This window comes from Halomonas ventosae, assembly GCF_004361885.1.
In the GTDB taxonomy this organism is placed as follows: domain Bacteria; phylum Pseudomonadota; class Gammaproteobacteria; order Pseudomonadales; family Halomonadaceae; genus Halomonas; species Halomonas ventosae_C.
This window is the reverse complement of record NZ_SNWH01000017.1, coordinates 41,844-54,254: the sequence shown is the minus strand read 5'-3', so window position 1 is coordinate 54,254 and position 12,411 is coordinate 41,844. Positions and strand designations below refer to the sequence as shown.

Sequence of the window (12,411 nt, the reverse complement as noted above, 5' to 3'; positions counted from 1 at the left end):
GCGGTCAGCGAGGTCTGATGATGGCAGCGATGGCACTGGTAGAGCCCCCGCGACAGCTGGCAGCCGGTGGTGTTGCCGCAGTCGGGGCAGACGAACCCCTTGGGCCAGCGATACTGATAGAGCGCCGCCCGACATTGCGCTTCTGTGCCGTACTGCTCGAGGAAGGCCGGCAGCGACAGGCCGGGCTGAAACTGGATCGGGTTGCATGCCATGACGTTACCTCCTCTACTGGATATAACCTCAGTATAGGACAAGCTGGCGGAATGGTGGCTGATCAACATGAGTAATCAAATTCCGCAAAGACCCTATTATCGGGACCAGAGGCGAGAATGCCAACGGCTGTGCTCCCGGACCGGACCGCAGAGACGCGCTCACCACCATGCCCAGCCTGCTCGGGGGGTGCCAGACCGCAGGCCCCTCACCGGCTCGTGCCTGGCCATCCAGGGCGCGCCGGCTTGGCCACAACGCTCGCTTGGCGTATGTTCGCCGCCAGATACCCACCCGCGAGGAACGCCATGAAAGGCCGCAACATGACGCGCTGGCGGGATCCTGCCAAGGATCCGCGCCAGGAACCCAAGAGCAACCTGATCACCGCCGAGGGGGCCGAACGGCTACGCGGCATCCTCGACCACCTCTCACGGGTCAAGCGCCCGGTCCTCTCGACCAAGGTGGGCGAGGCGGCGGCACTGGGCGACCGCAGCGAGAACGCCGACTACACCTACAACAAGAAGGAGCTCAACCGCGTCATCGCGCGCATCCGCTACCTGACCAAGCGCCTCGACGAGCTCACCGTGGTGGACCGCCTGCCAGCGGATACCGACAAGGTCTACTTCGGCGCCTTCGTCACCCTGGAGGACGAGGAAGGCGAGCAGATGCGCATCCGCCTGGTCGGCCACGACGAGACCGACACCACGAAGCGCTGGATCAGCGTCGACGCGCCGCTGGCGAAGGCCCTGCTCGGCAGGGCGCTGGACGACGAGGTGACGGTGGCCGCCCCGGGCGGCGAGACCACCTACGTGATCACCGAGATCGCCTATCGCGACCCGCAGGCCTGATCAGCCCGTCGATCGAACCTTGACCGCTCGATAGACCCGGAAGCGCCGATCGTCGGCCAGGATTTCGAAGGTGCCGAAGGCGCGCTCCAGCAGGTCCGGGTAGGGCAGGAAGGCGTTGGCCACCAGGAGCAGCTGGCCGCCGGGTCGCAGGTGCTCAGGGGCCTCGAGGATCAGCCGCCCCGCCGGGCCATAGTCGATCGCCCGCTCCTGGTGGAAGGGCGGGTTGCTAACGATGGCGTCGAAACGTCGCCCCCCCAGCGCCGAGTAGACGTCGCTGGCCACGACCTCGCTCTCGAGACCATTGGCTGCCAAGGTGCGCCGGGTCGCCTCCACCGCGAAGTGATTGACGTCCACTGCCGTGCCCCTTGCTCCATGCCCTGCCAGCCAGGCGGCCAGAATGCCGTCGCCGCAGCCCATATCTACAACATCGCCGAGCGCCGAGCGCCCTTCCACAAGAACCCTGAGCTGTTGCAGCAGCAGCCAGGTGCCGTCATCCAGCTTGCCATGGCCGAACACGCCCGGGTGGCTGATCAGGCGCAGTTTCTCGTCGCCCAGTTCGGCCTCGAAGGTGGTCCAGGCGTCGTCCGGGTCGATGCCCACCCGGTCCAGGCGGGTCGCGTAGAGGGCACAGCGTCGGGCGCTGTCCCGCTTGCGGCAGCCCAGCCCCAGGGCCGCCAGCGTCTTGAGAACGCGCCTGATGCCCCCCTGGTTTTCGCCCACCAGCTGCAGCGGGATGCCCGGCGGCAAGTGAGCACACAGCCACAGCAGCCACCATTCTCCCAGGGCGTGGCTCTTGGGCCAGAACAGCACCGCCCCCGGCGGGATCGGCTCGACATCCTCGAAGGGCGAGTGCGCCGGCCTACCCCGGGTCCGCCAGGCGGCGAGCACGGCCTCGTCGGCCGAGAGCAGGCTCCCCTGCCCGGCCTCCAGCCAGGCATCCCGGGGCGGCGCCACCCACAGCCAGCCGCGGTAGTCGACACCCTGGCGTTCCAGCAGTTGGCAGACGGGGGTCTCGGCACTCATGCGACGGCCTCCTCAGGAGGGTGTGTCGGGCACTCCAGGGTATACAGCAGGTAGCGGCCCAACCGCCAATGAGGATCGACGCGGCAATAACACTGCTCCAGCGCCAACAGGCGCTCCCGGTCGGCCTTGTTTGCGGGCGGTGCGCGCAGGTAGTCGGCGAAGACCCGGATGCCCGCCACCTCGCGAATCGCCAGGCCATTCTCGGCACTCCAGGCCACGACCTGGCCATGGGTCAGCGGTGAGATCGGCGTCAGGCGCTTGCGCAGCCCCCTGCCCTCGAGTCGGTCGGCCAGGGCCTTCTCCAGGTTACCCTTGACCACGTTGGAGAACCTGAGGGCATCGCGGTTAAAGACCATCAGCGAGAGCTGCCCGCCCGGCGCCAGCAGGCTGGCCAGAGTCGCCAGGGCAAGGCGCGGGTCCGCCAGCCACTCCAGCACGGCATGGCAGGCGATCAGCGACCAGGGGCCGGGCGCGAGCTCGGGCAGCGCCTGGAGCGGCGCCTGCAGAAGGTTTACCTCATGCTCGGCCAGCGCTTCCCGCGCCCGAGCTAGCATTTCGCCGGAGGGCTCGGCCAGGGTCACCGCGTGGCCGCGAGCGGCGAACCAGCCGGCCAGCTGGCCCAGGCCACCGCCCACATCGAGCAGCGGCTGTGTTCGCAGCTCGAGCATCTCGGGCAGCAGGTGGTCAAGCAGTGCCAGGCGCAGCTCACCGCGGACCCCGCCATAGAGGCTCGCGGCGAACTTGTCGGCCAGGCCATCGAAGTGACGGTCACCAGCCGGAGAAAGAGGAGAAGCGGAGTCTGACATGCCGGCCACCGGTCGCGGGTTTGCCGCGAATTCTACCTGGGAATCCCGCCGGACTCATCGCCCACGGCAGGGCCGCGAGCCACAGCGGGTTTATCTCGACGGTTCAGGCGCTTATAATGCGGCCCCGTCGCGCCCCCATAGCTCAGCTGGATAGAGCGTCCCCCTCCTAAGGGGAAGGTCTCAGGTTCGAATCCTGATGGGGGCACCAGTTCTTTGATATCAATGATTTACACTTACATCCCCGCCCGAGTACGAGGGTTAACGCGGATTTTGCTGAAAGCCCTATACGCGAGACGATCAGAAATCAGCCGCAATAAAAAAGTGAAACGACGAGCCCCGAGCCGAAAGACGTCACCAAAGGCGAGATCGCCGATTATTGCGCGCGCATCGCGGTGCCCTCCCGCGAACCCGGCAGGAAAGCCGCGCTGATGTCCAGCGCTCGGGAGGCGGCGGCCCGCCGAGAGGAACACGACCTATCCACGGCCCTGCCACACAACGATCTAGATCTAGATGATCCTCGAGGAAGAGGATGCCAGATAGCAACACATCTTGAGCACCCCTCCAGTACCCAACTGCAAGGCCCCCGGTATTCGCACCGAGAGCCTTGTCATGTCGTGGCGCAGGAAAGGGTTAACGACGATCCAACTTCTGCACCTTGAGCTCATAGTTGTTGACGCCGGTCATCGCGGAGCCGAACTTCTGGCCATCCACACGGATGCGATAGCGACCGGGTGCCAGCTCGGTGGTCAGGTCGACGTCGCCATCGAAGCCCTTGCCGGCATCCTTGGCAACCACACGACCCTGCTCATCGAGCACCTCGAGTTCGATCCGGTAGGTGTCTTCGTAGCCGGTCGGGTAAGTCGAGGTGGTGATGGCGACGGTGCCGCGATCAGCCACCTCGAAGGTCAGCACCTCACCACGCGTAAGTATCTTGACGTCGGTAACGATGGTTTCGAAGTGGCGCTGTGAGGCGCTCTGTTGCTGGGATGCAGGCGCTTGCGCTGTCTGGGCTGCAGAGGGTGATTCCCCGCTTCGCTCATCGGCGGCCTGCGGCGTGTCGGTTGACGACGCCTGGTTCGATGCGCCAAGGGTCGCCACGCTATCGGTATTACGAACGAAGACGCTGCGGCTGCCTTCCCGTCCGTTGCCGATGAAGACCAGCCCCTGGCCCTCGCTGATAGCATCCTCAATGGGTCGCCCCTGATCGTTCAAGCCAGCGACGGTGATATAGAAGCTGTTTCCCCTCCTGCTGCGAGTGCCGAACTTTCGGCCCTCCACGCGCAGTGTGTAGTCGCCAGGCTCAAGGTATTGACGCATGGCCAGGCCTCCGTTCTGGCCCAGCGCCTCGCTACGGGCAATCTCACGCCCCTGATCGTCCAGCAACACGGCGGCCACGCGGTAGTCACTTGACTCAGCAGCAGGCACGCTGCTCTCGAACAGGTAGGTGCCGGCCTTGTTGACTGTGAAGTCGTGTTCATGGGGCGTGCCGTAGAGAAAGCTGCGGCTACGGGCATCGTTTTCAGCCTGCAGGAAGCCCGTCAGGTCGAGCTGCTTGCCCTCCTCACGGAAACGCTCCTCCTTCTCGCTAGCTAGCGCCGACGTACTCGACAGCGCCAGGCCTACGATCAACACACTGACGGTGATAATCGGCTGTTTCATGAAACCTCACTTGGCTGCGTTAGCATTCAATGAAAAAGCCGACCCCGGAGGATCGGCTTTCGGTATCGAAACCCAGGGGGCAGGGTCAGGCCCTGCGACCACGAGGTTTAGAAGAGGTAGACGGCACCCACGGAAACACCATCGTCCAGGTTGTTTTCGCGATCGTACCAGGCGCCTTCGACGAAGGTATACATGGCCGAGGAGATGTTGTAGGTAGCACCGACAACAACTTCGTTGTAGCTCTCGTCCTCACTCTCGGTCGGCCAGTCATTGTTGGAAACAATGTTATCGGTGGTATCGAGGAAGTTGTCACCACCCACATCGACGTACTGGTAGGCGCCGTAGATGTCACCCATGCCGTAGCCGTAGCGGGCACCCAGGCCATAGAAGTTGGTGTCGGCAACATAATCGTTGTCGGACTGGAAGCGCTCCAGCTTCAAGGCCACGCGCAGGGTATCGATGGTGTACTGACCGGTGATACCGTACTGCTCACCTGAATCGAATTTACCAGAGATGGGGTTACCATCAGCATCCACACCGCTGTAGCTACCCTCGTTGTTGTCCAGGTTGTCGTAGACTGCGGCGATGGAGAAGGCGCCGGCGGTATACTTCACGCCACCGAAGAAGGAGGCGTTGCTACCGGTATCCTGATCGACATTCACGCTACCGCCATTAGCAATGTCAACATCCGCAGAACCATTGGACTCACCATCGCCCTCGTACTGGGTACCCACGGCGAACTGGAAGCCACTGAAGGACGGCGACATGTACTGCAGCTTGTTGCCTTCGCGCGAATCTTCAATGCCCACGATGCGGCCAGTGGAGTCGCTGGCGTCGAAGTATTCGTTGTTGGTGAGCGGATCCTGGATCCAGTCGTCGATCAGCGCATCCCAGGAGCCCAGACGCGCATCACCGAAGTTGCCCTTCAGACCCATGTAGGCCTGATCGCCGCGGTTGACGCCACGGCCGTTTCCCTTGGCTTCATCGGCGGTGAACTCCCACTCGCCCTTGAAGTAGCCGGTCAGGCCCTCGGAGATGGCGTGCTCACCGGTCACACCGATGGTTGAGCCGTTGTCGAAGATCTCGTCTTCGGTCTCGACTCTGCCATCATCCTGAAGTCTCTTCTCGCTCAAGTAGGCAATCTGGAGGTTGCCGTAGAGGTCGAGCTTGGTGCCGTCCTGGTTGTAGACGGTGGCGGCCTGAGCGCCGGAGGCAGCCAGGGCACCAGCGATAGCAGTCGCTAACAGTGTCTTTTTCATTGCGATGGTTCCTTATTGACTAGCTTGCTGTTTCGATCGTGGCTGCCCGTTCTTGGTGAGCGGGTCAGCGGGTTTGGCCGGTCTTGGTGCCGGTTCTCGTGCCTGCGAGGCTCCCTCACGGGAGGTGGCAGGACGCGAGCCAGACCTCGGCGAAACCTTGTTATAGTCCGATGCTCGCAGGAAGAACTCTATACCGGGATTTTCAGGAACGCAACAAGAAAAAACACTGTTTTCCTTCGCTGCGCCCCGCCTTTCCTGGGCACCTCTTGCTGCCCTTTGCTGCCCTGGAAAGTGTTGCGCCATTCCGGCGAGGCCCTTGCCCGGCCGGCCTGCCGAGACGATCCGACAAGCGAATCAGGCACCTGGCTCGATGAGCGCTTGCATCATGCCGCGCGAACATGACAAAGACAAGTCAGGCGATCAACGGGGGGTGTGCTTGGCGAGCAGCGCGGAGAGCTTCTCCTCCAGGGTGGCGGGCTCGCGGCCCGGCGTGGCGGTCTCCCCGGCACCGCCGGGCGGCGCCGGCGCGGGGTCCGGCCGCGACGAGTCTACCCTCTCGCCAGCAGGGCGGCTCGCCGCGTGCGAGGGCTTGTCTGCCTTGGCCGGATCACGCCCCTTGCCGCGCGGCCGGGCCGGGCGGCCCTTCTGCCGCCGGTCGGCCTGCAATCGCTCGAGCTTCTTGCGGGCATGCTCGGCGGCCGCGGCATCCACCCGCCCGGCCGGCTCGCCGGCCAGATCGAGGCGCTCGGCGCCCTCGCGCACCGACTTGAGGTAGCGCGGCAGATTCACATAGCAGGCCAGCGCCCGGCGCACCAGCTTCTCGGGCCAGGGCTCGCGCGCGGCCAGCTCCGCGTGAATGCCGACCTTGAGCGGCCGAGTGTGGCCCTTGAAGAAGGTCGAGGCGTAGCGCTGGTACCACTGGTCGAGCAGCGCCTGGGGGGAAGGCACCTCCTCGGAGGACGCCTCGCCCGCAGGCTTCGCTTCAACGGCGGGCTCGGGATCGGCCTGTGGCGGTTGCAGCGCTGCCGGGGCGGGCTTCTCGTGGGTAGCAGGCGGTTCGCTAGCGGTCTCGCCGGCGTCAGGCTGTCGGGGACGGTGGCCGATCAGCGCGGAGAGCCCTTGGGCGCGGCGCGCCTGGCGATGGAAGAGCGGCGTAGAGGCCTCGACGGGCTCGCGCTCGAGCAGGCGATGATTGTGCGCCTCGAGTTCGCGGTTCTGCTCCTCGAGTTCGCGGTTCTCCTCGGCGAGCTCCCGGCGGATGGCCTCCAGCTCGACAAGCCGCGCCTCCAGCTCACCGCAGCGCGTCGCCAGGGCGTCCTGCTGGAGGCGGGATTCCCGCAAGTCGCCCAGCAAGGCCGCGGCGCGGCTCTCCAGCTGTTCCAGCAGGCGGATTGAGCGTTCCTCGTTCACGTCCTGGTCCTCCAGCAGTGCGCCTTCCCGGTGATTCTTCGGGCCACGGCCGACTGTGGCCGGCCTCGGCACTTGCTGCTCAGTCTGTGCCAGGCGTGGCGCGGTGACAAATGTCGCCAGCCGGCGACGTCGTCAGTGACGATCCCTTCGATATCGACGGTACTGCACGAAATCGTAGGCCGGCTGGCCCTCGGTGGGCTTACCGGGCAGGCGCTGCACCTCCTGCCACTCGGCCATGTCGAGCGCGGGGAAGCGGGCATCGCCCTGCACCTCGATATCCACCTCGGTGAGGTAGAGCCGGCTGGCGAAGGGCAGCATTTGTTCATAGACCTGCGCGCCGCCCATCACCATGATCTCCTCGACGCCATCGATAGTGGCCTGCTGGTCGGCCAGCGCCAGCGCGGAGGGGAGGTCATGACAGACCCGCACGCCCTCGGGCTGGACGTCGGGGTCGCGGGTCAAAACGATGTTGAGCCGCCCGGGCAGCGGCCGGCCGATAGAATCAAAGGTCTTGTGTCCCATGATAATCGGCTTGGCCTGGGTCATGCGCTTGAAGAACCTGAGATCCTCGGGCAGGTACCAGGGCAGCTGGTTGTCCACGCCGATCACCCGGTTGCGGGCCATGGCAGCGATCATCGCCACCGGCACCAGGGTCGCGTCGATCAGGCCATGGGGCTGGCTCATACCGCCACCTCGGCCTTGATAGGCGGATGCGGGTCGTAGCCCTCGATGGCGATATGCTCGAAGCGGAAGGCGAAGAGCTCGTCGACGCTCGGATCGAGCACCAGGCGCGGCGCGGCGCGCGGCGTGCGCGAGAGCTGCTCCTCGGCCTGCTCGAGGTGATTGAGATAGAGATGGGCATCGCCCAGGGTATGCACGAAGTCGCCAGGGGCAAGCCCCGAGACCTGAGCGATCATCCGGGTGAGCAGCGCGTAGCTGGCGATATTGAAGGGCACGCCCAGGAAGATGTCGGCGCTGCGCTGGTACAGCTGGCAGGAGAGCCGCCCCTCGGCGACGTAGAACTGGAACAGGCAGTGGCACGGCGGCAGGGCCATCTCGTCGACCAGCGCCGGGTTCCAGGCCGAGACGATCAGCCGCCGAGAGTGCCGGTTGTCGCGGATCTGCTCGAGGAGCCGGGCGATCTGATCGACGTGGCCGCCGCGGGGATCGGGCCAGCTGCGCCACTGGTAGCCGTAGACCGGGCCAAGATCGCCGTGCTCGTCGGCCCATTCGTCCCAGATACGCACCCCGTGCGCCTTCAAGTAGGCGATGTTGGTGTCGCCGGCCAGGAACCACAGCAGCTCATGAATGATCGAGCGCAGGTGCAGCTTCTTGGTGGTCACCAGCGGGAAGCCGCGAGACAGATCGAAGCGCATCTGGTGGCCGAACAGCGAGCGGGTGCCGACCCCGGTGCGGTCGTCACGCTCCACGCCGCGGTCGAGCACCTGGCGCATCAGGTCGAGATAGGGCTGTTCAAGGGCGGGCAAGGTATCGTAGGTCACGGGGCATCGAGGCTGGAAAATGGGCAGAGGATTCTACAGGAACTCACTGAGGATGTTGATCCGGGAGAACCAACGGTTCAGGCAGCGAGGCATTCAGCGACATGCGCTGTTGCGCATAATCCCGGAGATGGTTATAGGTCGCCATCAGCATCATCGCGAAGCGACTGGCTGAATCCAGCGCTTCCGAGAAGGCAACCGGGTCTTGCATATATTCGTGAATCAACTGATTGCGGAGCTTGCGCGCCACCAGCCACGCTTCTGTGCTTTCCAGGACGCCCAGCCGCTCGGCACGGTCGAGGTTTTCGATCTGGCTCCCGGTCCGCTCCGCCAGGCTTTGCAGCCAGCGAGGAATCAACTTGTCGGCGATGGTGTCCTGCATGCGGCCAAAGCGCGACACGAACGCCTCAAGCCTGACGGCCTCCTCCGGATGCTGGTCGAGGCCAGCGACCCAGTCACTGTCCAGAACGTTACCACCGCCGAACAATGTCTCCCAGCTGTAGCGGAGATGACGTCCCTCGCGCTCGACGATATCCAGAGACCAGAGAAACCGATCGATAGGCAGCAGCTGTTTCTTGTCGTGGATCATAACCGTTGCCCTGTCTGTATGGCGTGGCGATGAACGGGATTCAAGGCGGTAGAGGGGTCGATCACCAGAATGTCTATCGGCCGATCCCCGATACGCCGTTGCAGTCGAGCCGTCAGGGTCAACATCTTGTCCACCTTGCTCTCGATCTCGCAAGGGCTTTCCACCAGGAGATCGATGTCCCCTCCCCTGGCGTCATCATCCAGTCGGGAGCCGAAGACTCTGACGTTCACTTCATCGCCAAATACCTCGGCAGTAGTCTGCTTGATGATCGCGATCTGCTCGGCAGAAAGCCGCATGCTCAACCCCCATTTCCATCATCGACATGCCGGGCCACCCTTACACCATGTGGCTAACACGTTGTATCCACCGGTTGGCCACGCGACCAGGCGATCAGCGCGATGCCCACGGCAATCATCGGCAGCGTCAGCAGCATGCCCATGGTCAGCCAGCCGAAGGCGATGAAGCCGAGCTGGGGATCCGGCAGGCGCACGAACTCCACCAGGAAGCGGAACACCCCATAGAGCAGCAGGAAGAGGCCGGAGACCAGGCCGCGGCGCCGCGGCCGGGCCGAGACCCACCACAGCACCACGAAGAGCACCGCGCCCTCCAGCAGCGCCTCGTAGAGCGACGAGGGATGACGCGGTGCCGAGTCCATCCCCGGGAAGGGCATGCCCCAGGGCAGCGTGGTGACGCGGCCGGGCAGTTCGTGGTTGATGAAATTGCCGATGCGCCCCGCCCCCAGGCCGATGGGCACCAGCGGGGCGACGAAGTCGGTGAGGGTGAAGAAGGCCAGCCGCTTCTTCCTGGCGAACCATAGCGAGGCGAGCAACACCCCGACCAGGCCGCCGTGGAAGCTCATGCCGCCGTCCCAGACGCGGAAGATCCACAGCGGGTCGGCGAGCCACTGGGGCAGGCCGTAGAAGAGCGCGTAGCCGAGCCGGCCGCCGACCACCACGCCGATGGCGGCATAGAAGAGCAGATCGCCCACGTCGTCCTGGCTCAGGCCAATGCGCTCGGCCCGCCGGCGTCCCAGCAACCAGGCGGCGATGAAGCCGACGACGTACATCAGGCCGTACCAGTGGACCTGGAAGGGGCCCAGCGAGATGGCCACGGGGTCGATGTCGGGATAGCTCAGCATGCAAGGCCCTTGTGTGGATCAGCGGTCAGAGGAGAAACTTGAGGCCCACCGCCGTCAGCAGCACGGCGAAGGAGAGGCGCAGCGTGCGCGCCGAGAAGCGATGGGCGAGCAGCACGCCGAGGCGTGCGAAGGGCACGCTGGCCAGCACGATGCACAGGAAGGCCGGCAGCATCACGAAGCCGATGGCCCCGGCGGGCAGCCGCGGGTTGCCCCACCCTACTGCCATGAAGGTGCCCGCGCCGAACAGCGCGATGGGCAGCCCGCAGGCCGAGGAGGTGCCCACGGCCTGGATCATGGTGGCCCCGCAGCGCGATAGCCAAGGCACACTGAGGGTACCACCGCCGATGCCGAACAGCGCCGAGACACCACCGATCACCGCGCCCGCCAGGCCCATTACGGCACGGCCGGGCGCCATACTGCCGGGCTTGGGGCCACGCCCCAGCGCCATCTTCACGGCGACCAGCAGCACGAACAGGCCGAACAGCGTTCCCAGCCGCCCGCCGGAGAGGCTGCCGGCGACGAAGACCCCGGCGATCGCGCCGAACATCAGTCCTGGCAGTAGGGCCAGCAACCAGTCGCGGCGGATGCTGCCGCGACGGTAATGCCCCCAGGCCGAGGAGGCTGAGGTGACCGCGATGGTGGCCAGTGAGGTGCCCACGGCCAGATGCATGGTCACCTCCGGGGCGACCCCCTGCAGCCCGAAGACAAAGGCCAGGGACGGCACGATGATCAGGCCGCCGCCCACGCCATAGAGCCCGGCCATGGTGCCGGCCAGCATGCCCAACATCAAGTAGCCTGCCAGGCTTTCCAGCAGGCTCATGCCGGCCGCTGCTCCGACGTACCCATCAGCCAGCGCTGCACCATGTCAACCAACGCCCGGGGACGATAGGGCTTGGTCAGGTAGTCGTCCATGCCGGCCTGGCGAAAGCGCTGGCAATCCTCGTCACTGGCGTTGGCGGTCAGCGCCACCAGAATGCTGTGCCGACCGGCAGCGTCCTCGGCCTCCCGTTCGCGCCAGTGGCGGCTGGTTTCCATGCCATCCATACCTGGCATGAAGATGTCCATCAGCACCAGGTCGAAGGGGGCCCCCTTCCGCCGCGACAGGGCCTGCTCGCCGCTGGTCGCCGTCTCGACATCAAACCCCTGACGCTCCAACACCTGGCGTGCCAGGATCAGGTTCACCGGGCCGTCGTCGACGATCAGCACCCGACCCTTGCCGGAAACAAGTGGCAGCGAGGTCACGGACGTGGCGCGGGACTCGTCGAGATTCTCCAGCAGCACCACGGCATCGGCGAGGTGTTCGCGTAGCATCAGCAGCGTGGCATGCTCACGAGCGCCGCGACACTGGCGCAGGGTCTCGCTCTCGAGCACCTCCGAGAGCGTGCTCATCAGCGGGGCCAGCGACTGCTGCAGGTGGCAGAGATAGCCGGACTTGAGGCGCGACTCCTCGCGGGCGCGCATCCGGCCGGCCTCCAGCCGTTCGAGCTGATCGCGCCGGGCCTGCAGGTCGCCGACCAGGCGCTGTTCAGTCGATCGGCGCACCTCGAGTTCGCGCTTCCAGCCCTCGAGCAACGACTCGCAGACCTCCGACAGGGCCGCCAGGCGCCTGGGGAGCGGCACCGCCTCGGCGGAGATGGAGCACTGATGGCGGGCCAGCCAGCCCTCGATACTGGCCAGGGCGTCATCGACCTCGCGCTGCATCCTGCGCAGGCGTGGTTTCAGTAGCGCCAGGAAGACCACCCCATTGAGGCTGCTGCCCACCAGCAGCGCCAGTAACAACCCGAAGGTTGCCCTCCAGGAGGCGTAGGAAGGCACCATCGACCCCAGCATGCCGGCAACCACCAGACACAGCACCACCAAGGCACCCTGGGCGAGCAGCACCGGCCAGAGGACCGGCCAGACTAGGCGCGACCAGAGGCGGTCGAGACGAGTGTGGTCCTGCATGGTCATCCCTGTGAGATCATGATGGTGAA

14 protein-coding genes and 1 tRNA gene are annotated in these 12,411 nt (G+C 65.3%); 2 read left to right on the top strand and 13 right to left on the bottom strand.

Annotation, left to right across the window (positions count from 1 at the left end; all coding sequences use genetic code 11):
* Positions 1-212: transposase (locus DFO68_RS12115; protein WP_133483894.1), on the bottom strand; the 212-nt coding region annotated here is incomplete at its 3' end.
* 303 nt (positions 213-515) lie between these two features.
* On the opposite strand from DFO68_RS12115, the gene greB reads away from it, so the two are divergent.
* Positions 516-1,055 (top strand): transcription elongation factor GreB, encoded by a 540-nt coding sequence (gene greB, locus DFO68_RS12110; RefSeq protein ID WP_133483893.1) that lies wholly within the window; start codon positions 516-518, stop codon positions 1,053-1,055.
* On the opposite strand, the gene DFO68_RS12105 is transcribed toward greB, so the two are convergent.
* Together DFO68_RS12105 and DFO68_RS12100 are read right to left on the bottom strand one after the other, a co-directional pair.
* Entirely contained in the window at positions 1,056-2,078 is a 1,023-nt protein-coding gene (locus tag DFO68_RS12105) for a class I SAM-dependent methyltransferase (protein ID WP_133483892.1), read from the bottom strand.
* Positions 2,075-2,884 (bottom strand): methyltransferase domain-containing protein, encoded by an 810-nt coding sequence (locus DFO68_RS12100; protein ID WP_133483891.1) that lies wholly within the window; start codon positions 2,882-2,884, stop codon positions 2,075-2,077. Before DFO68_RS12100 ends, DFO68_RS12105 begins: the two co-directional genes overlap by 4 nt.
* A gap of 131 nt (positions 2,885-3,015) precedes the next feature.
* On the opposite strand from DFO68_RS12100, the gene DFO68_RS12095 reads away from it, so the two are divergent.
* Positions 3,016-3,092 (top strand) — tRNA-Arg (locus DFO68_RS12095).
* Positions 3,093-3,514: 422 nt separating this feature from the next.
* Here the strand turns inward: DFO68_RS12095 and DFO68_RS12090 are convergent.
* From DFO68_RS12090 to DFO68_RS12045, 10 genes are all read right to left on the bottom strand, one after another.
* Positions 3,515-4,543, bottom strand: coding sequence for a hypothetical protein (locus DFO68_RS12090; protein ID WP_133483890.1), 1,029 nt, complete (start codon positions 4,541-4,543; stop codon positions 3,515-3,517).
* 107 nt (positions 4,544-4,650) lie between these two features.
* A complete protein-coding gene (locus DFO68_RS12085) occupies positions 4,651-5,802 on the bottom strand; it encodes a porin (RefSeq protein WP_133483889.1) in 1,152 nt (383 codons plus the stop codon).
* Positions 5,803-6,222: 420 nt separating this feature from the next.
* The gene (locus DFO68_RS12080) at positions 6,223-7,212 is read right to left on the bottom strand and encodes a ProQ/FINO family protein (RefSeq protein ID WP_243726507.1); all 990 of its coding nucleotides are present in this window, start codon (positions 7,210-7,212) and stop codon (positions 6,223-6,225) included.
* 132 nt (positions 7,213-7,344) lie between these two features.
* Complete coding sequence (locus DFO68_RS12075) at positions 7,345-7,896, bottom strand: dihydrofolate reductase (protein WP_133483888.1); 552 nt, start codon at positions 7,894-7,896, stop codon at positions 7,345-7,347.
* Positions 7,893-8,666: a thymidylate synthase gene (locus tag DFO68_RS12070; protein WP_243726508.1), complete on the bottom strand. Its 774-nt coding sequence runs from the start codon at positions 8,664-8,666 to the stop codon at positions 7,893-7,895. The genes DFO68_RS12075 and DFO68_RS12070 overlap by 4 nt, the downstream gene beginning before the upstream one ends.
* A 91-nt stretch (positions 8,667-8,757) precedes the next feature.
* Positions 8,758-9,300 carry a hypothetical protein gene (locus tag DFO68_RS12065; RefSeq protein WP_133483886.1) on the bottom strand — a complete coding sequence of 181 codons (543 nt, stop codon included), beginning with the start codon at positions 9,298-9,300 and terminating at the stop codon, positions 8,758-8,760.
* Positions 9,297-9,596, bottom strand: a complete 300-nt coding sequence (locus DFO68_RS12060; RefSeq protein ID WP_133483885.1) for a nucleotidyltransferase domain-containing protein — start codon at positions 9,594-9,596, stop codon at positions 9,297-9,299. Before DFO68_RS12060 ends, DFO68_RS12065 begins: the two co-directional genes overlap by 4 nt.
* 53 nt (positions 9,597-9,649) lie before the next feature.
* On the bottom strand, positions 9,650-10,438 hold the full coding sequence (gene lgt / locus DFO68_RS12055) for a prolipoprotein diacylglyceryl transferase (protein ID WP_133483884.1): 789 nt from the start codon (positions 10,436-10,438) through the stop codon (positions 9,650-9,652).
* 25 nt (positions 10,439-10,463) lie between these two features.
* On the bottom strand, positions 10,464-11,258 hold the full coding sequence (locus tag DFO68_RS12050) for a sulfite exporter TauE/SafE family protein (RefSeq protein ID WP_133483883.1): 795 nt from the start codon (positions 11,256-11,258) through the stop codon (positions 10,464-10,466).
* Complete coding sequence (locus DFO68_RS12045) at positions 11,255-12,382, bottom strand: response regulator (protein WP_133483882.1); 1,128 nt, start codon at positions 12,380-12,382, stop codon at positions 11,255-11,257. Before DFO68_RS12045 ends, DFO68_RS12050 begins: the two co-directional genes overlap by 4 nt.
* Between the last annotated feature and the right edge of the window lie 29 nt (positions 12,383-12,411).